Annotated in this window: 15 protein-coding genes; 8 read left to right on the plus strand and 7 right to left on the minus strand. The window is 61.6% G+C overall.

Going from position 1 to position 20,119, the window contains the following annotated elements; translation table 11 throughout:
* Positions 1-4 precede the first annotated feature (4 nt).
* Together Mame_RS02735 and Mame_RS02740 are read right to left on the minus strand one after the other, a co-directional pair.
* The gene (locus Mame_RS02735) at positions 5-754 is read right to left on the minus strand and encodes an SDR family NAD(P)-dependent oxidoreductase (protein WP_018066256.1); all 750 of its coding nucleotides are present in this window, start codon (positions 752-754) and stop codon (positions 5-7) included.
* Positions 755-832: 78 nt separating this feature from the next.
* Complete coding sequence (locus Mame_RS02740) at positions 833-2,041, minus strand: ABC transporter substrate-binding protein (protein ID WP_051085145.1); 1,209 nt, start codon at positions 2,039-2,041, stop codon at positions 833-835.
* Positions 2,042-2,331: 290 nt separating this feature from the next.
* Here Mame_RS02740 and Mame_RS02745 point away from each other — a divergent pair, with 290 nt between their 5' ends.
* Positions 2,332-3,567, plus strand: coding sequence for a CaiB/BaiF CoA transferase family protein (locus Mame_RS02745; protein WP_018066254.1), 1,236 nt, complete (start codon positions 2,332-2,334; stop codon positions 3,565-3,567).
* A 215-nt stretch (positions 3,568-3,782) separates the two neighbouring features.
* Here the strand turns inward: Mame_RS02745 and Mame_RS02750 are convergent, their stop codons facing one another.
* Together Mame_RS02750 and Mame_RS02755 are read right to left on the minus strand one after the other, a co-directional pair.
* Positions 3,783-6,893 carry an efflux RND transporter permease subunit gene (locus Mame_RS02750; RefSeq protein WP_018066253.1) on the minus strand — a complete coding sequence of 1,037 codons (3,111 nt, stop codon included), beginning with the start codon at positions 6,891-6,893 and terminating at the stop codon, positions 3,783-3,785.
* Between the two features lie 6 nt (positions 6,894-6,899).
* Entirely contained in the window at positions 6,900-8,081 is a 1,182-nt protein-coding gene (locus Mame_RS02755; protein WP_018066252.1) for an efflux RND transporter periplasmic adaptor subunit, read from the minus strand.
* Between the two features lie 105 nt (positions 8,082-8,186).
* Between Mame_RS02755 and Mame_RS02760 the strand changes: the two genes are divergently transcribed.
* The 6 genes from Mame_RS02760 to Mame_RS02785 all read left to right on the plus strand — a co-directional run bounded on the left by Mame_RS02760 (position 8,187) and on the right by Mame_RS02785 (position 16,305).
* On the plus strand, positions 8,187-8,783 hold the full coding sequence (locus Mame_RS02760) for a TetR/AcrR family transcriptional regulator (RefSeq protein WP_018066251.1): 597 nt from the start codon (positions 8,187-8,189) through the stop codon (positions 8,781-8,783).
* A gap of 382 nt (positions 8,784-9,165) precedes the next feature.
* Positions 9,166-11,124 (plus strand): ABC transporter substrate-binding protein, encoded by a 1,959-nt coding sequence (locus Mame_RS02765; protein WP_051085144.1) that lies wholly within the window; start codon positions 9,166-9,168, stop codon positions 11,122-11,124.
* Between the two features lie 73 nt (positions 11,125-11,197).
* Positions 11,198-12,184 (plus strand): ABC transporter permease, encoded by a 987-nt coding sequence (locus tag Mame_RS02770; RefSeq protein ID WP_018066249.1) that lies wholly within the window; start codon positions 11,198-11,200, stop codon positions 12,182-12,184.
* A gap of 4 nt (positions 12,185-12,188) precedes the next feature.
* Positions 12,189-13,334: an ABC transporter permease gene (locus Mame_RS02775; RefSeq protein ID WP_018066248.1), complete on the plus strand. Its 1,146-nt coding sequence runs from the start codon at positions 12,189-12,191 to the stop codon at positions 13,332-13,334.
* Between the two features lie 13 nt (positions 13,335-13,347).
* A complete protein-coding gene (locus Mame_RS02780; protein ID WP_018066247.1) occupies positions 13,348-15,087 on the plus strand; it encodes a dipeptide ABC transporter ATP-binding protein in 1,740 nt (579 codons plus the stop codon).
* A gap of 9 nt (positions 15,088-15,096) precedes the next feature.
* Positions 15,097-16,305, plus strand: coding sequence for a mandelate racemase/muconate lactonizing enzyme family protein (locus Mame_RS02785; RefSeq protein ID WP_018066246.1), 1,209 nt, complete (start codon positions 15,097-15,099; stop codon positions 16,303-16,305).
* Between the two features lie 284 nt (positions 16,306-16,589).
* On the opposite strand, the gene Mame_RS02790 is transcribed toward Mame_RS02785, so the two are convergent.
* The gene (locus Mame_RS02790) at positions 16,590-17,405 is read right to left on the minus strand and encodes an NAD-dependent epimerase/dehydratase family protein (RefSeq protein ID WP_018066245.1); all 816 of its coding nucleotides are present in this window, start codon (positions 17,403-17,405) and stop codon (positions 16,590-16,592) included.
* A 148-nt stretch (positions 17,406-17,553) separates the two neighbouring features.
* Here Mame_RS02790 and Mame_RS02795 point away from each other — a divergent pair, with 148 nt between their 5' ends.
* A complete protein-coding gene (locus Mame_RS02795; RefSeq protein ID WP_018066244.1) occupies positions 17,554-18,582 on the plus strand; it encodes an aldose epimerase family protein in 1,029 nt (342 codons plus the stop codon).
* Positions 18,583-18,609: 27 nt separating this feature from the next.
* On the opposite strand, the gene Mame_RS02800 is transcribed toward Mame_RS02795, so the two are convergent.
* A complete protein-coding gene (locus tag Mame_RS02800; protein ID WP_018066243.1) occupies positions 18,610-19,329 on the minus strand; it encodes a FadR/GntR family transcriptional regulator in 720 nt (239 codons plus the stop codon).
* Between the two features lie 14 nt (positions 19,330-19,343).
* On the minus strand, positions 19,344-20,060 hold the full coding sequence (locus Mame_RS02805; RefSeq protein ID WP_210162272.1) for a ribonuclease activity regulator RraA: 717 nt from the start codon (positions 20,058-20,060) through the stop codon (positions 19,344-19,346).
* Positions 20,061-20,119: the final 59 nt, after the last annotated feature.

Consider the following 20,119-nt stretch of genomic DNA (forward strand, 5'->3'; position numbering starts at 1 on the left):
CACATCAATCCATCAACATGCCGCCGTTCACGTCGAGAACGGTACCGGTGATCCAGTTGGAGGCGGGCGAGCACAGGAACAGGATGGCCTGGGCGATATCTTCCGGCTGACCGAAACGGCCGAGCGGCACATTGCCGTTGGCGGACGGCGCCGCGCGCTGGGTCACAGTTTCCCACATCGGCGTTTCCACCGGCCCTGGCGCGATGATGCTGGCATAAACGCCCTGCGATGCGCCCGCCTTGGCGACCCATTTCATCAGCCCATGAACCGCCGATTTCGCCGCCACATAGGACGGGCCGGAGGCAACGCCGCCGATCTTGGCGGCAATCGAACCGAGCGCAACCATCTTGCCCATGCCCTGCTCGGCCATGACCGGAAACACCGCCCGCACCGGATTGACGACGCCCATCAGATTGACGTCGAGGATCGCGCGCCATTCCTCATCGGTGCTTTCGCCGAGCGGACGGTGCGAGATCGTGCCGGCGCACAGAACGAGCGCATCGATACGGCCATGGGTCGCGCGGATATCAGCGACCAGCGCATCCGTTTCTTCGCGCGAGGTGACGTCGTAGCGGCGATAGCTGACCGCCGGATGATCGAATTCGGCCTTATCGGCAATATCTGTTGCGATCACCGTCGCGCCCGCTTCGGCAAGCGCCAGCGTCGTGGCGCGGCCGATGCCGCCGGCAGCGCCGGTTACAAATGCGATCTTTCCGTCCATCCGCGCCGGGGCGCTGACTGGTATCAGGGACATCCCTGTGTTCTCCCGTCATTCAACAATGCAATTTCAAAGGAAATGCACGCCGCGACAAAGCGCGGCGCGCGAAAGCCATCACTCAGGCTTGGCGTCGAAGACCACGGCGGGATAGGGCCGGAACGGCTGCACCAGCTCGAAGCTGTCGCCCTTGGCCTGGATGATGCCCTCCTGGCGGGTGCCGCGGTGGTCGCCCGGCTCGAAGGTCACGCCCTTCGCGCCGCCGACATCGGCATCCTTCAGCGTCTCCAGCGCCGCGATCAGGTTTTCGCGGGTCAGTTCGTTGCCGGAGGCCAGAAGCGCCTCGAAGCCCTTGTGGAAGATCGCCGCATTGCTCCAGCCATTGAGGCCGAACACGCCAACCGGATCGTCGGGGTAGTACTTCTCGATGGACTCCCGGTAAGCGGCGATATCCGGCACATCGGAACTGACCGGCAGCAGCCAGGACGAGAAGTAGACGCCATCCAGCAGATCGCCGGCCAGCTTGAAGGTCGACGGATCAGCGGTGAAGAACGGCGCGAACCAGTCAACATCTAGCCCCTGCAGGTCAGCAGCCTTCAGCGCGGCCGCCAGATTGGCGTTGGAGCCGAACAGGATCACCGCATCCGCGCCGGAATTGGCGACGCGGCGGATATGCGGGCTGAAGCTCGTGGTCTTCACGTCGAAGGGAATGGATTCGGCCGGCTCCAGGCCGAGGTCGGCCATATAGGTGTCGAAGCCGCGCTTCGCCGATTTGCCGAGTTCGTCGTTCTCCCAGAGAAGCGCGATCTTTTCATGACCGAGCGTCTTGATCGCATATTCGGCATTGGATGCCGCCGACCAGCCATAATCCGGCAGCAGCGGAAACACGGTCGGCTCGACGAAGAAGGCGCTGGCGCCGCCGATCGGCCCGACCACGGGCAGATCAACCTCCCGCGCATAAGGCAGAACGGCGACATTGGTTGCCGTTCCGATCGGCGCGGACAGGGCAAAGATGCCGTCGTCCTCGACCATCTGCCGGGTAACGGCGACCGAGCGCGCGGGCTCGTAGCCATCGTCCTTGGTGATGTAATTGACGGTCCAGCCGTCAATACCACCATTGTCGTTGAGGTTCTTGTAATAGGCCTCGGCGGCATGGGTCAAAGTGGCATAGAACGGCACCGGCCCCGTGACCGGCGTGAACGCGCCGATCGTGACAACCTTGTTTTCCGCATCAATACCGGGATCGGCGGCGGCCAGCGGCCCCGCGGACAACAGCACTGCGCCAATGGCAGCGGCAGAAGCCGCCCTTCTCAAACTCGAAAACATGCAATCTCCTCCCAGACATGTTTCGTTCCTCTATCGCGACGATAACAGTCCCTATCAGCAGGTCAACAGAAAATGCATCTTATTTTCTTTTTTCATGATTTCTACAGTCAGATATCACTCAGAATCTGACATATCATAACCGATTAGGCGGTTCTTCGACCCTCCAATGAAGGTCGTAGAGACTACTCCGGGATAAAATAATGCATTTTAATCTTGTCAAAAAGCGCCGGACCTGACAGACATTGCGCAATTCCGCGCTTCTGACGCGCGGCGCAACGAGGGAGGATTGCATGGAAAGCGGCGTATTGACGGGCAAGAAGGTTCTGGAACTGGGCAGCATGATCGCAGCCCCCTTCGCCACGCACATTCTTCAGCAGCTGGGCGCAACGGTGATCAAGATCGAACCGCCGGCCGGCGAAACCACCCGCAAGCTGGTGCGCGGCGGTCCGAGCGGCAGCTATCTTGCCTTCAACCGCGGCAAGAAGAGCCTGTGCCTCGACCTTCAGTCGGATCAGGGGCGCGAGGTCTTCAACCGGCTGGTGGCGGATTGCGACATCATCCTTCACAACCTTTCGCCATCCGCGGCCCGCAAGCTCGGCGCGACCTATCAGGATTGCATCAGGCTCAATCCCGACATCATTTTCTGCCACATCAAGGGCTATGGCGAGGGCCCGCTTGCCGAAGAGGTGGCGTCGAACCCGATCGCCGAAGCGGCGACGGGCGTGATGTTTTCCAACCGCGTCGATGGTCGCCCGTCCCGGCTCGGCCCCTCCTATCACGATCAGTTCGCGGGCTGTTATGCCGTGATCGCCGTTCTCTCGGCGCTGCTGTCTGACGACCCCGCCAAGCGCAATATCGAACTCGGCCTTTACGAGACCGGGCTGCACATCGCCGCGCGCGACCTCCTCGGCGTCCAGCTCAAGTCGCAGCTTCTCGGCCGGCCGGAGACCGAACCCTCGGCGGAATTCAGCATTCCCGGCTACGGCGCATACGAGACCCGCGACGGACGATGGGTCTATCTCGTGATGCTGACCGATGACCACTGGCGCAAGTTCTGCGCCGCGGCGGGCATTGCTCCCGATCCCGCGCTTGCCGGCCTGCGCGACCGCAGACGCGAGCGTCCGCGCGTCGAAAAACTGGTGGCCGACGCGGTTGCCGCGCATGATTTCGAGGCGCTGACGGCAAAACTCGCCAGACATGGCGTCGGCTTCACCGAGATCCTGTCCACCGACAGGGTGCTGGATGCACCGCAGGCCATGGCCGGCGACAAGCTCTCGGAATTCGGCTTCGGCGACTATGATTTCACCACGCCCGATTTCCCGCTCCCGTCGCTTCTGCGCACCGAAGGCCGCGCCGACGCCCCACCTCTTCTTGGCGAGGACACGAGCGAGATCCTGAGAAAACTTGGTTACGAAGAAGACACGGTCCAAGCCATGATTGCGGCAGGTGCCGCCCTGGAAGCTAACCGGGAACAGCCCCTCTGGTCCAGGCCGAAGGCCCAGGCCGAAAAAGGCGGATCCGAATAAACGGGTGGCGACGCCGAGCGTAGCTCGTTTTTTTGACTTGCCCCCATCAAAGCCAGACAACGCCAGCGCCGATCGGGCCGACAATCCTCATGGCTCCTCATTCAGCATCATCCATGATGGCAACCCGACGAAGCGACGTCACACCTCGGGGAGGTCTGGCGCCTCTCAAACCGTGAACGAACGCTTCGACCAATGATCGAAGCGCTCTGTATCCGCTAGTCAGAACCGCACCGTCGCGTGATCGTGTTCACGGCGGAGAGAACCGCGACATAGAAGACGGCGACGAGGAAGATGCCGATGATCGCCGAGGAGGCCATGCCGCCGAGGACGCCGATGCCGATCGAGCGCTGGGCGCCCGCCCCGGCCCCGGTCGCAAGCGCCAGCGGCATGACGCCAAGCATGAAGGCGAAGGTGGTCATCAGGATCGGGCGCAGGCGCATCTTGGAGGCGCGCGTTGCCGCCTCGAGAAGCGGAACGCCCTGCTTCACCAGCGATTGGGCGAACTCCACGATCAGGATCGCATTTCGGGCGGCAAGGCCGATCGTCGTCAACAGGCCGACCTTGAAGTAGACATCGTTGGCCTGACCGAGCAGCAGCGAGGCGACAACCGCGCCGAGAATGCCGATCGGCACGGTCATGATCACTGCCAGCGGCACCGTCCAGCTTTCGTAAAGGGCTGCCAGCGCCAGGAACACGACCAGTGCCGAGAGCGCAAACAGCATCGGCGCCTGATTGCCCGACAACCGCTCCTGATAGGAAATGCCGGTCCATGCCGTGCCGAAGCCGCCGGGAAGCTCGGCCACCATTTCCTCCATCGCCAGCATCGCGTCGCCGGAGGAAACGTCAAGTGCGGGGGCGCCGCTCAACTGCATGGCGCGGGTGCCGCCATAGCGGGTGAGATTGGCCGGCTCCTGATCCCAGACCTGCTCGGCAATGGCGCCGAAGGAGACCATTTCGCCGGCCGAATTGCGGGCATGCCAGAGCTCCACATCCTCGGGCTGGCTGCGGGCAAAGCCCTCGCCCTGCACGATCACCGGCCGCAGTTCGGAGCCGAGCGCGAAGTCGTTCACATCGCGGCCCGCGAAGATGACGGAAAGCATGGAATTGACATCCGAGATCGACAGACCGAAGGCGGCTGCCTTCTGCTGGTCGATATCGAGCCGGAGCGAGGTCTTGAACGGATCGTCATTGCCGCGAAGGCTTGTAACCCGGCCATCCTGCGCAACCTCCTCGACAAGCGTATCGGCCGCGGCAGCAAGGGCTGCCTGCCCCTCGCCGGACTGGTCGACAAGATACATTTCGAAGCCGGAAGACGCTCCCATGCCGGGAATGGCCGGCGGCTGCAGGACATAGACCGTACCGGCGCGGCCCTGCGTGTAGAAATAGCCGTTGGTGCGGTTGACCAGTTCGGCAGCGCCAAGCCCCTGCCGGTCCTCGTATTCCTTCAGCTTGATGAACACCATGGCATTGTTCTGGCCCGAGCCGCCAAAGCTGAAACCGAGCACGGAAAAGACGGAATCCACCGTGGCAGCTTCCTGCTCGACCAGATAGCGCTCGACGTCATCCACCAGAGCCTGCGTCTGGGTCGCCGTGGAGCCCTCGGGCGTCTGCACCATAGCCAGCAGAACACCCTGATCCTCCTGCGGCAGGAAGGAGCTTGGCAGTTTTTCGTAGAGCGCCAGAACGGCCCAGCTCAATGCGATAAGCAGCAGCACAAGACGGAAGGGCCGCTTGACAAGCTTCCCGACCACCGCTCCATAGCCGCCCGTTGCGCGGTCAAGCCCGACATTGAACCACCGGGCCGGCGCAAACCGTACTTCCGCGTGCTTGCGGGGTTTGAGCAGCGTGGCGCACATGGCCGGCGTCAGGATCAGCGCGACGCCGAGCGACAGCACCATGGCCGTGACGATCGTGATCGAGAACTGGCGATAGATGATGCCCGTGGCGCCCGCCATGAAGGCCATCGGCAGGAATACCGCGGACAGCACAAGCACGATGCCGACCAGCGCCGAGGTAATTTCACCCATGCTCTGCTCGGTCGCCTCGACGGCGTTCTTGCCGGTCTCCTCCATCACGCGCTCGACATTCTCGACCACCACGATGGCATCGTCCACCAGAAGTCCGATCGCCAGCACCATGGCGAACATCGTCAGCGTGTTGATGGTAAAGCCGGTTGCAGCCATCACGGCGAACGTGCCCAAGAGCACGACCGGAATGGCGACCACCGGAATAAGCGTTGCCCGCCAGCTTTGCAGGAAGACGAGAATGACCAGAAACACCAGAAGAACGGCTTCTCCCAGCGTTGCATAGACCTGCCCGATCGATTTTTCGATGAAGGGCGAGGTATCGTAAGGGTAGACGACCTCCACCCCTTCCGGCAGCGCGGAGGACAGGCCGTCAATGGTCGCGCGCACGGCTGCGGCGGTATCCACCGCATTGGCGCCGGTGGCGAGGTTGACGGCAAAGCCGCTCGACGGCGCACCGTTGAACCGCGCGGACATGCCGTAGCTCTCCTGCCCGATCTCGATCCGCGCCACGTCGCCAAGGAAAACGGTCGAGCCATCGGCATCGACCCTCAGGAGAATGCTTTCGAACTCGTCAACGGACGAAAACTGCGATTGCGACGACAGTGAGAGCGTCAGCCGCTGACCGTCCGGCGCGGGTTGGCTGCCGAGATCGCCAACGGTGACATTGGTGTTCTGTTCGGCCACGGCCGCCGTCACGTCCGCAGGCGTCACCTGGTACTGCATCATCTTCATCGGATCGAGCCAGATGCGCATGGCATAGCCTGAACCGAAGGTGTTGATCGAGCCGACGCCCGGCGTACGCTTGACCGGATCCTCAATGACCTGCGCAAGAATGTCGCCAAGCTCCGGCGTGGAGAAACGGCCATCGCGCGATGTTATGGCGCCGACAAGCAGGATCGACGAGGTGGAGCGCGCGACATTGACGCCGCTGCGCTGCACGGTGTCGGGCAGTTGCGATGAGACGAGCTGAAGCTTGTTCTGCACCTGAACCTGAGCGATATCGGGATCGACGCTGTCATCGAAGGTCAGCGTCACCTGAGCGCTGCCCGGCGATGACGAGGATGTCATGTAGAGCAGGCCTTCCAGCCCCGTCATGGCATCCTCGATCACCGTGGTGACCGAGGCCTCGACGATTTGCGCCGAAGCACCGGTATAGTTGGCGCGGATGCTGACGGTTGTCGGCGAGATCTGCGGGTATTGCTGGATGGGAAGCGACGACAGACCAACAACGCCGGCAAGCATCACGACAATCGCCAGCACCCAGGCGAAGACCGGGCGGTAGATGAAGAAGCGGGCCATTGGGCGTTACTCGCTCTGGGAGGGGGGCTGGGATGAACCGGCGTCGGCGGACTGCTCGCGTATTACGCCGGCAGCGTCGTATTCCACGGCAACCGGCACGACATCCATCCCGACGCGCAGATTCTGGAACCCGTCGACGATCAGTTGGTCGCCGGCCCTGACGCCCTCGACCACGATCCACTGGTTCTGATAGGTTCCGGTCTCGACAAGCTTGCGCTGCGCGGCCTTGCCATCCTCCAGCACCCAGGCCGTCAACTGGCCGGAGCGATCGCGGGTCGCGGCCGACTGGGAAACCAGAATGGCATTCATGGTGCCGATTTCCATGCTGCCGCGTACGAACATGCCAGGCAGCAGCAGATGATCCGGATTGTCGAAGCGAAACCGCCGGTCGACGGCGCCGGTGGACATCGAAACGGTAAAGCCGGGTGACAGCAGCTCGCCCTCGAAATCATAGCTGCGCCCGTTTTCGAGCGTCAGGCTTGCGCTGAGCGTGTCGTGCACATCAAGAAGCCCGGCCTCGATGTCGTCAACAACCCGGAGGATCCGCGTCGATGGTTCGTACATATCGACATCGATGGGGTCGAGCTGGATGACGGTTGCCAGCGCATCCGCCTGCGCTGCGGAGACGAGGTCGCCGATGGAGACGGTTGCAACGCTGGCAACGCCGGCGATCGGGCTTCTCACCGTCGTCCAGCCAAGTTCCGCGCGCGCAACGTCAAGGGCCGCCTCGGCCGCCTTCAGCTGTGCCGTGGCCCGTTCAAGATCCGCCTTCCGGCTTTCCAGCTCCGCCTGCGACAGGCCCTGCCCGACCAGGCGGTCAGCGCGTTCATAGGCCAGACGCGCCTGCGACTGCGCGGCCGTCGCGGCGCTGACATCGGCTTCCGCGCTCGCGAGGGCGGCCTGGTAAGTCGTGTCATCGATCCGGAACATCGGATCGCCGGCTTCCAGCGTCGTGCCTTCCCGGTACAGGATTTCGGTGACCGTACCGCTTACGCGCGGACGTATGCCAACCCGCTGCACGGCAACAGCGCGCCCGGGCAGGGTGACGATACGCGGGACATTCTCGCGCTTCAGTTCGACCACGCCAACCTTTTTCGGTGGCATCTGCTGCTGAGCCGCGGCGGGGGCCGCGGCGACAGCACAGGCTACCAGAATGAGGGCGAGAAAGCTTGAGACCGGATTCGGCATGATGTCCTCGACATTGAACGACTGGTGAAAATGATGTTGATCTGTGAGAAGGAAAAGATCACAGTTGCACACTATGCAAAACATGCACTAAGGGCAATAAAGATAATGTCGACGCCGAGCCAATCAAGCCTGCGTGATCGCCGACGCCTTCAGACCTTGCGGGACATCCAGCTCGCAACGCTCAGGTTGATCAGCAGGCACGGCCTCGATCAGGTCTCCACCGAGATGATCGCGGATGAGGCCGGCATCAGCAGGCGAACCTTCTTCAACTATTACGCCAACAAGGAAGCGGCCGCGCTCGGACCGCCGCTGGAAATGGACAAGGAAAGCGCAGAACGGTTTTCCGCATCGAACGGCCCGCTTGTGGAAGACCTCGCATGGCTTCTAAGCGATCTCATCGGCATCAACGACACCAACAGGGTGCGCATCCGGGCAATCAGCGACGCGGCAGAGCGGCACCCGGCGCTCAGGCGGGCATTTCTCGCCTCGCGGGAGCAGATCACACGGCAGATCGCGGACCTGCTCGAAGCCCGCCTCGGCCCCGACTCGGCTTTTCTGGCGCAGGTTCTGGCCGAACTCTCCGCCCGCATCGAGGCGCACGCCTTCAGTGTCTGGTCGCACGACGAGGCCATGAGCCTGGACGATGTGGTCGACTATGTTGCGACCGAGATGCGCAGGCTTGGCGCTGCACTACGCTCCTGAATTGGGTTGGGCGGATTGTGTTCCCGCCCGCCCTTTCCGGGTTCGGACATTGCCGACGTTCGCGGCGGATCATGCCCGTCCGCAAGCGCCCTTCCGTCTACAGCTATTGACAAATCGCTGCCATCCGGGCCGGACGGTTTGCCACACGCCGCGCCGGTGCGGAACCGAAAACGCCGGAAAAGTCCGTGAAAGCGAAGAAAAACACGCGGTTTTCTGCTCGGACCGTGAGATTTTTAGGCTTTCGTCATTATTGTTCACTTTACTCCTAATTTGTTGACATTTGTAATTTTGTTCCTTACCCATTGACGGGCTGTTTTGTATTTGGGACCGCGATGGCGGGAGGAGCCGGCGCGGTGATCAACAATCAGAAAGGGAGGAAAAAATGACTTTACCGGAAATGAAAGGGCTGCCCGCCGGCAAACGGCGGGCTCTTTGGCTGGCAGGCTCTGCCGCGTTGGCCTTGGCATTGGCGACGGGTTCGCCCCATGCGGAGGAAGCCACAGGGCAAGCGCCGCAACTGAAAGAGATGGTCGATGCCGGCGAACTGCCGCCGGTGGCCGAACGGACGGGCACGCACGCCGAGGTCATCAAGCCGCTCGATGAAATCGGCACCTATGGCGGCGAGTTGCGGATCGGCCTGCGCGGCAGTTCCGACCACAATCACATTCTCCGCGTGGTCGGTCCCCAGGGGCTTGTGCGCTGGGACCCGCAATATACCGAAATCGTTCCGAACGTGGCGGAAAGCTTCGAAGTCGGCGAGGATGCAAAGGTCTTCACCTTTCACCTGCGCGAGGGGATGAAGTGGTCCGACGGCACCCCGTTCACCGCCGACGACGTGCTGTTCAACATGGAGGACCTGGTTCTCAACGACGAATTCGCGCCAACTCCGCTGCGCTATACAACCGACGGCAGCCCGGTCAGCGTAGAAAAGCTTGACGAGCACACGGTGCGCTTCACCTTCACGCAGCCTTACGGCGATTTTCTGGCGGAGCTCGCCAGCCCGCTCGGGCAGCATCCCGTGCTTTACTCCAAGCATTACTGCTCGCAGTTTCACCCGGCTTACAACGACGCCATCGATGAGGCCATCGCCGAAAATGGCGCAACCGACTGGCAGAACCTGTTCCTGCAGAAATGCGGAGACCTGGAAATTCCGGCTCGCTGGGGCAATCCCGACAGGCCGACGCTCGACCCCTGGGTGATCAAGGAGCCCTATGTCGGCGGCGCGACGCGGGTGGTTATGGAGCGCAACCCCTATTTCTGGCAGATCGATACGGACGGCAACCAGCTTCCCTATATCGACCAGCTCGTCGGCTCCATTGATCAGGATGTCGAAAGCCTCATTCTGGCGGTCATCGGCGGACGCATCGATTTCGGTCTCCGCCACATAGATCCTCCGTCCAACAGGCCCGTTCTGGCGGAAAACCGGGAGGCTGGTGACTACCATTTCTTTGAAGCGGCCCCTCCGGGCGGTTCGAACATGGTGGTCAATCTCAACCTGACTCACAAGAATCCAAAATGGCGGGAGCTCTTCCGGCAAAAGGACTTCAGGGTCGCGCTTTCGCTGGGGATGGACCGCCAGGAGATCATCGATACGGTCATGCTCGGCGACGGCGAAGCATGGCAGCAGGGGCCTTTCGAGGACCATCCCTACTTTCACGAGAAACTTGCGACACAATATCTGGAGTATGACCCGGAGCAGGCCAATGCGCTGCTTGACGGCCTCGGTCTCGACCAGCGCGGTCCCGACGGCACCCGTCTCATGAAGGACGGCACCCCTGTCAAGTTTCAGATCGACGTGATCCCGACCTTCGATCCCATGTGGGTCGACGCTTTGCAACTGATGGAACAGCAGTGGCAGGAGATCGGCGTCGATGTCGACGTCAACCCGCTGGAACGCACCTTCTTCTATGAGCGCAGCTCCGTCGCCAACGATCACGATGCCGCCATCTGGAATGCAGAGCAGAGCTGGGTTCCCGGCCAGATTCCTCAGCATATCGTTCCGGTTCACCACGACAGCCGCTGGGGCATTGCCTGGCGTGACTGGTACCAGAGCGGCGGAGAAAAGGGCGAAGAGCCGCCCGAGAGCGTGAAGAAGCGCCTCGAACTTTACGATCAGGCCCGCGCGACCGCCGATCCACAGAAGCGTATCGAACTGATGCAGCAGGTCGGCGACATCGCGGCTGAGGAATTCGAGGTGATCGGCCTCTCCAAGGCTGTCCCGACCTATGGCATCGTCAAGAACGGATTGCGCAACGTGCCTGAGTCCATGCCGAGTTCCTGGTACTACGCAACGCCGTCACCGACACTGCCCCAGACCTGGTTCTGGGCAAAACAGCCGTAAGAATCCTGAACCGAACGGCGGCGGCCGAATGAGGGCGCCGCCGTTTAGCACCCTAGCATGAGAGAGCGCCGAAATGCTTTTTGCATACATCCTGCGCAGGATATTCTGGTCGATACCGTTCCTGTTTGCGGTCTCGCTGATCGCCTTCGCACTGATCACCGCGCCGCCGGGCGACTATCTGACCACCTTCGCGGCAACGCTGGCGGCATCGGGCGATGTCGTCGATCAGGCGCGGCTCGACGCGCTGCGTGAGCGCTATGGCTTCGACCAGCCATTCCTTGTCCAGTACTGGCACTGGATCTCGGGCGTCCTTCACGGCGACTTCGGCATTTCCTTCGAGTGGCAGCAACCCGTCTCCACGCTGATCTGGGAACGCATGGCGCTTTCGGTGACGCTGGCGCTGTCGACGCTCGCTTTCACCTGGGCGCTGGCCTTGCCGATCGGCATCTATTCCGCCGTCCGAAAATATTCGATCGGCGATTATGTCTTTTCAACGATCGGCTTCATCGGCCTTGCAACGCCGAACTTCCTGTTCGCGCTGGTGCTCATGTATGTCGCGGTCGTCCATTTCGGGGCCGATGTCTCGGGCCTGTTTTCCGATCAGTATCAAGACGCCCCATGGAGCTGGGGCAAGCTCATCGACCTCGCCAAGCACATCTGGATCCCCGTTATCATTCTGGGCACCAGTGCCACGGCAAGTCTTGTCCGCGTCATGCGCGCCAATCTGCTGGATGAGCTTCACCGCCCCTATGTCACGACCGCGCGCGCAAAGGGCCTGTCGGAGTGGCAGTTGATCCTGAAATATCCGGTGCGCATCGCAATCAACCCCTTTGTGTCGACCATTGGCTGGGCCTTTCCGCAGTTGATTTCCGGCGCGGTCATCACCGCCTTCGTGCTCTCGCTGCCAACCGCCGGCCCGCTGATGCTGCAGGCGCTCCTGGCGCAGGACATGTACCTCGCCGGCGCCTTCATCCTTCTTCTTTGCTGCCTGTCGATCGTGGGAATGCTCGTCTCCGACATCCTTCTCGCGCTCATCGACCCGCGCATTCGCTACCGGTGACCCCATGACAGACGAAGCATCTCTCGACCCCCGCTCCATCGTCACCGCCAAGGAGGACCAGGCGTCCCAATGGCGTCTGATCTGGCTCACCTTCCGGCGTCACAAGCTGGCCATGACGGGCCTCGTGATCGTCAGCCTGTTCTATCTGATCGCGATCTTTGCGGAATTCCTGGCGCCGTTTGCGCCGAACCAGACATCGTCCGCCAACATCTTCCACCCGCCACAGGCGCTGCACTTCATTGATGCGAGCGAGGATGGCGGCTGGCGCATCCGCCCCTATGTCACAGGCATGGATTTCAAGCGTGACCCGTTCACGCTGCAGACGACCTATACGGCCAATCCGGACAAGAAGATCTATATCAACATCTTCGGCAAGGGCGAAGCCTACGAGCTCTGGGGCCTCATTCCCATGGAGCGCCATCTGATCGCCCCGGCAGACAGCGCAGAACGCTTCTACCTTCTGGGCGCGGACCGGCTTGGCCGCGACATGCTGAGCCGCATCATCTACGGCACCCGTATCTCCATGTCGATCGGGCTTATCGGCGTCGGACTGAGCCTCTTTCTCGGTCTGCTGCTCGGCGGTATATCCGGCTATTTCGGCGGACGGATCGACATGCTGATCCAGCGCGTCGTCGAGCTTATCCTGGCACTGCCGACCATACCGATCTGGCTGGGCTTAAGCGCGGCCTTGCCGCAAAGCTGGTCACCCTTGACCCGCTATTTCGCGATCACGGTAATCCTTTCATTGGTCGCCTGGACGGAACTGGCACGCGTGGTGCGCGGGCGCTTTCTGGCGCTCCGAACCGAGGATTTCGTCACCGCCGCCCGGCTTGACGGCGGCAGTCAGGGGCGCATCATCTTCCGGCACATGATGCCCTCCATGGTCAGCCACATCATCGCCTCGGTGACGCTGGCAATCCCGGTCATGATCATTGCCGAAACCTCCCTCTCCTTCCTCGGGCTGGGGCTGATGCCGCCGACGATTTCCTGGGGCGTTCTCCTGAAGGAAGCGCAGAATGTCCGCTCGATCGCGCAGGCCCCGTGGCTGTTCGCGCCGGGCGGTGCGGTCTGCCTTGCCGTTCTGGCGCTCAACTTCCTCGGTGACGGTCTGCGCGATGCCGCCGATCCGTATTCCCAGGTCACGCATTGAAGCGAGTTTGCACATGACCCAGTCGAACGAAGAGATCGTTCTCGAGATCAAGAACCTGACGACGGAGTTTCCCGGCCGCGAGCAGAATTTTCGCGCCGTGGACGATGTCTCGATCGAACTCCATGCCGGCAAGACGCTTTGCGTCGTCGGCGAAAGCGGCTCCGGCAAGAGCGTGATGTCGCGGTCGATCCTGCAGATCGTGGACAAGCCCGGCCGGATCGCCGGTGGACAGATCCTGCTCCACCGACACCGCACGGCCAAGGGCAGCGGGGAGGAAGAGGTAATCGACCTTGTCCAGCTGGATCCCAAATCGCAGGCGATCCGCAACATCCGCGGCCGCGACATCGCGATGATCTTTCAGGAGCCGATGAGTTCGCTCTCGCCGGTTCACCGGATTGGCGACCAGATCGGCGAGGCCATCCGCCTGCACGAGAATGTCAGCAAGAAGGAAGCGCGCGAACGCACGCTCGAACTGCTGCGCAAGGTCGAAATTCCGCGTCCCGAAACCGCCATCGACGCTTACCCCTTCGAATATTCAGGCGGCATGCGGCAGCGGGCGATGATCGCCATGGCGCTCGCCTGCAATCCGTCGGTGCTGATCGCCGACGAGCCGACCACGGCGCTGGACGTGACCATCCAGGCCGAAATCCTGGCGCTGATCCGCTCGCTGCAGAAATCCAGCAACATGGCCGTGCTGTTCATCACGCATGACATGGGCGTGGTGGCGGAAATCGCCGACGAGATCGCGGTGATGCGCTTCGGCAAGGTGGTCGAGCGCGGCGATGTGCACGCGATCTTCGAAAACCCTCAGCACGACTATACCAAGCGCTTGCTGTCGGCGGTGCGCGAACTCGACAATCCCTCGCAGCGCCGCCTTGCCATGCGCGAAAGTCGCCCGGTGGGAGCGCCGTGCCTGGTTTCGGACGGTATCCGCAAGGAATTCTACTACAATCACGGCTTTCTGGGGCGCAAGCGCGGCAGCATTGTTGGCGTCGATACCGCCAGTCTCGAGCTGCGCACCGGCGAAAATCTCGGCATTGTCGGCGAGAGCGGCTCGGGCAAGACCACGCTGGGGCGCTGCCTGCAGCGCGTTTACAATGTCACCGATGGTCGCGTGCTTTACACCAATGCCGAGGGCAGGACGACCGATCTGGCGCCGCTCGGGGACAACCAGCTCAAGCCCTATTGGCGCGATATTCGCACCGTGTTCCAGGACCCCTTCGCCTCGCTCAACCCGCGCATGACGGTCGGGCAGATCATCGCCGAGCCGCTGGTGGTCGAAGGCAAGCTGACAACCGCGCAGATACGCGACCGGGTGATGGAACTGCTCAAACTTGTAGGCCTGCCGACGCTTGCCTATTCGCGCTTTCCGCATGCCTTTTCGGGCGGCCAGCGTCAGCGCATCTCCATTGCCCGCGCGATTGCGCCCAATCCGCGGATCATCATCGCGGATGAGGCGACATCGGCGCTCGATGTCAGCCTGCGCACGCAGATTCTCGACCTGCTGCTCGATCTTCAGGACAAGCTGCATCTCAGCTACATCCTGATCAGCCACGACATTGCCGTCATCCGCTATTTCTGTGATCGTCTCGCCGTCATGTACAAGGGGCGGATCGTCGAGACCGGCGACACGGAAGAGGTCTGCACCAATCCGCAACACGATTACACCAAGGCTCTTCTATCTGCCGTGCCGTCCGCCGATCCGCGCCGACGCGGCATGGCGCAGCGCTTTCGCTATCAGGAAGCAAACTGAGGACGTTTCATGAAAATCACCGATATCAAAACCTATCTGATGCAGGTTGGCGCCCGGCCCGGCCTGAGCGGCGCCGAGGGCTCGTTTCGCGGATCGCGCAACTGGCTGTTCGTCAGGATAGAGACGGATGAAGGCATCAGCGGCGTCGGCGAGTGCTCGGGCTGGCCGCGCGTCATCGAGCGCGCCGTCCTTGATTATCGTTCCATCCTGATCGGCGAAGATCCCCGCGACATCGACCGGCTGTGGCAACGCCTGTTCGTGGGCTCGATGGGGCACGGCATGGTTGGAACCGTGGGCGGGGGCGCGCTAACCGGTATTGAAATGGCGCTATGGGACATCAAGGGCAAGGCACTCGGCCAGCCTGTCTGGAACCTTCTCGGCGGACGGTTCCGCGATCGCATTCAGGTCTATGGCCACGCCAAGAAACCGGAACGCGCCCGCGAATTGCTGGAGCGCGGCTACAAGGCCGTGAAGGTTGGCTTCACCGGCGCTGTCGACCTCGACCTCGTCGGAGCGATCCGCGATACGATCGGACCCGATATTGATCTGATGGTCGATGCCCATGGGCCGTCCTGGATGACCACGCGCGACGCGATCCTTGTGGGCCGCGAACTCGAGCAGCACGACCTTCTGTTCTACGAGGACCCGATCGCGCCGGAAAATCTCGACGCGCTGGAACGGGTGCGCGATCAGGTGGCGATACCGCTGGCCGCCGGCGAGCGGGTCAGCACGATCTACGGCATCCGCCCTTACGTCCAGCGCCAGCTCGTCGATGTGATCCAGCCCGACACCGGACGCGCCGGCGGCATTACACAGATGCGCAAGATGGCGGCGATGGCCGAGGCGAACTACATCACCATGGCCCCGCATTCCGGCTCGCTCGGACCCGTCGCGGAATTCGCCGCGCTGCACGTCATGGCCACGATCCCGAACGCGCTGATGCTCGAGCGTGTCGAGTTCGACTGGCAGGGCCGCTATGAGGTTGTCGATCCGGTGCTGAAGGTCGAGGACGGCCATCTGCCCGTGCCGGACGCGCCGGGGCTCGGCGTGGAACTGGTCGAGGAGGAGATCGCCAGATATCCGAGCGAGCGCAACGTCTCGGACATGCCCCAGAATGATGGCGCCTACGAGCCGGGCACGGTCGATGAATGTGTCTACTTCCAGACGCGTCTGCGCCGCGGTTCGCGCCTCCGGCTGAAAAGAACCGGCGACAAATAGCCGTTCCAGAATCGCCAGCAAATACGGCCGGGGAATGCTCCCCGGCCTTATTCGCCCTTGACCCATGCTTTCCGCTCGGAATGGCCGGTAAAAGCGCGGCAGGCTCTTCAGCTAAAAAAACGACATCCTCTTTCCCGACCCTCTTTTTCAGCGCCCTCGTGGGAAAGCCGCCTCGGCTCCGCTAGAGCATTTCCGGTAAAAACGGAATCACCAGAAATGCTCTATCTATTTGTTTTGGCGCATTTTCGCGGACGTCAGGTGATTCCACCTGACTGCGAAATGCTCTAGCGAATACGTATGGGGCCCTGGTAGTCGGCGGCAACAAACCTCCCGCCCTGATAGAACGCCTCGACCTCGCTTTCATCGCTTTCGGCAAAAGCTTCGGGTGCGGCGCGTTCGACAATCATGTCAACGGGAGCGTAGCCAAGCTTTTCTGCCGCGGAATTGTCCCACCAGCTTCCGCCGCCCTTCGAAACGCCGAATACGGTCGTGACATCGACGTCTTCGTGGGTCAGACCGATGAGAACCAGTTGCCGCAGGTCCGCCGCGCTGACCCAAATTTCCAGAGCACGCGGCGTCTTTGGACGATCGGCCGAATTGCCGATGCGGATAATGAAACTCCTGAGTCCGTATTTGTCGTAATAGAGTCCTGCCAGAAGTTCGCTCCAGCATTTTGACAGACCGTAAAGCCCGTCCGGCCGCATCGGACTTTCCGGCGAAACCCGGGTGGTGCGGGGATAAAACCCGACGGCATGATTACTGGATCCGAGCACGATCCGGCCGATGCCGGCGACCCGCGCGGCCTCGTAAACAGTGGAAGTTCCGCGCACATTGATTTCCAGAATATCGTCAAGCGACGCTTCCCTGGGGATACCGGCGAGGTGAACAAGCCCGTCCAAACCGGCAAAAGCCGTCTCGAGCGAGGCCTGGTCCAGCATATCGACGGCGCGGAATTCCTCGTTTTCAGCGAGTTCGGACGGGGCGTTCAGGTCCAGGACGCGGATCGACCTCACTCTTTTCGACAGCTCGCGCCGCAGAGCCGTCCCGACACGCCCGGACCCGCCCACAATTCCGATATTCATCCGATCAACTTCCGGCATGAGGCCTGTCTCCGCTTGTTTCAATTGATTGTTTTTATAAGGATATTGCGGTTATTGTCAATATTTGTAAAAATAGGATGCAGATCGGACAGTACCTGTCACGAGGCCAGCTCAGAAAGATCGATCGTGCATGGATAAAGAAAACAGAATGCCCGCCGAACAGCAGTTAACGATCTCTCGTGGCGGCTTGACGATTGAAGTCTCCGAATATGGCGCCCGGCTGACCAGGTGCCTCGTGCCAGGGAGTGACGGCAGCATTGCCGATGTCGCGCCCGGCATGGACAGTGCGGAAGATTATGCGGCACGCGGCGGCACCATGGGCGCGGTTCTGGGTCGCTATGGCAATATCATCAGCGACGCCAAGGTCGAAATCGGCGGAAAGACATACGCCCTGTCAGCCAACAGGCCACCGCACAGCATGCATGGCGGGGCCGGCAATTTCGGAACCCGGTTCTGGAGCGGCGACAAGATCGACGCCGGTACGATCCGCCTGTCGCTGGAAAGCCCCGACGGCGACCAGGGATGGCCCGGCCGCGTGCGCGCGGCAGTCGAATACAAGCTGAGCGAAAACCGCGAACTGACGATCGAAATGACGGCGCACTCAGACCGTGACACCTATCTCAACATGCTTTTCCACGGCTACTGGAACCTTCGCGGCCATGGCTCGGGTTCCGTGCGGTGCCACCGTCTCAAGATTGCCGCCGATCACTATCTCCCCAAACGGGCGGATGGAGCGCCCGATGGGCGGATGATGTCTGTCACAGACACGCCGTTTAATTTCACGCAGGCACGGGAGATCGGCGAGGGCATAGACCGGCTTGGACGCGGTTACGCCCACAATCTCTGCCTTGACCGGAAAGCGCCGGAAGCGCTGGGGGAAGTTGTCAGACTGGCCGATCCCTCAAGCGGACGCGCGCTGGCGCTTTCAACCGATCAACCCGGCGTCCAGCTTTTTACCGCCAATCTATGGTCGGGGCTGAAAGGCAAGGGCGGCGCGATCTACAACGCCCATGACGCGGTGGCGCTGGAAACCCAGCTTTATCCCAACACCCCGAACACGCCGTCCTTCAAGCCGCAGCTCATTCGGGCCGGAGAGACCTACATACACCGCATGGTCATCGCGTTCCACGCGCTCGATCCGGCAAATATCGATGATTTTCTGAATGCGCCGTTTTGAGACGCAGCCCGCCTCTGGGCCGTTGCCTCAGATGCCCTCGAACATGCGCTTTCTGGCATTGACGATATGGTTCTTCATGGCGTCAAAGGCGTCATCTTCCTTTTGCGCCTTGATCGCCTTCACGATTATCTCATGTTCCTGCTGGACGGCGCGGAGATGCGGCTCGGACCGGCGCATGCTCAGGCTCCTGGTGACATTCATACCGGCGATGACGTGTGAACGCAGCGAAGCCTCGATGGAACTGTGATAGTGATTTTTTGTCGCGATCGCGATGGCATTGTGCAGCTCGAAATCTTCCTCGGCCCCGAGCCGTCCTTCGGCAACGCACTTGTCCAGCACGGCCATCGCCTCATCGATGCGCGCGAGATCCTCGTTATCGCGCCGAAGCGCTGCCAGCGCCGCCGTTGCGGGCTCAAGACCCGCCCGGAACTCGAAGCAGCGCTGAACATCGGCGAGCGACCCCACCGGCACCAGTTGCAGCACCTCGACATCGGGCCGCCGCTGAACATAGGAACCAGACCCCTGACGGGAGACGATCAGCCCGTCATCGCGCAAGCGCTGCAAGGCCTCTCGAACAACAGGACGCGAGGCCTCGAATCGCTCCGACAGATCCATTTCGGAGGGAAGGCGACTCTTGACCGGAAACACATTGCTGGCGATCAGTTCAACGATCTTCTCGTAGACGACGCCGCTCATGCGACCGTTTATATGCGTTTCCGACTGTTCTTCATCCAAGGTCGCTGCCATGCCTTCTTTCCGGTTTAGCGTCCGTTTTTCTGCCGCCAGTCGCCGAAAGCCTTCTGCGCTTCTTCATCGGGCGGATAGATACCAAAAATTGACGAACCTTCCACAACTTTCTCATATACGAAGTCCTCGAAAGCGGTCTGCTCGAACGCCTCGTTTGCGACTTCCTGCGCAATATGCTGGGGAATAACTACCACACCTTCCTGATCGCCGACAATGATGTCACCGGGGAAGACGGGAACATCGCCGCAGCCAATCGGTACATTTATGTCAGTTGCGTGATGGCGGATCAGATTGGTCGGGGCGGAGGGCGTCCGGTGGTAGGACGGAAAGGGCAGCTTGGCGATGTCGGGCGTATCGCGGAAGCCGCCATCGGTGACGATGCCGGCAACACCGCGCTTGTAAAGCCGGGTGACGAGAATACCGCCGGCCGAGGCGGCCGAAGGATCCTTGCGGCTGTCGATGACCATCACCGCGCCGGCGGGGCATTCCTCTATGGCCTTGCGCTGCGGATGTTCGCGGTCCTCGAACACCTTGATGTCATCGAGATCTTCGCGCGCAGGGATATAGCGCAGCGTATAAGCTGGCCCGACCATGCGCGGGGCGTCAGGGTTGATCAGGCCCGACCCACAGATGAAGGTGTTACGGAAACCGCGCTTGAACAGCACTGTCGTCAGCGTGGCTGTCGAGATCGACATCAGCTTCACGCGCATATCTTCATTCATCACAGGCATCGAAAACTCCTCCGTGCATTTTCCTCGATGGGCATTCCGGGACAGTCTCGTACGTGCCC

It is taken from the genome of Martelella mediterranea DSM 17316 (assembly GCF_002043005.1).
Lineage (GTDB): Bacteria > Pseudomonadota > Alphaproteobacteria > Rhizobiales > Rhizobiaceae > Martelella > Martelella mediterranea.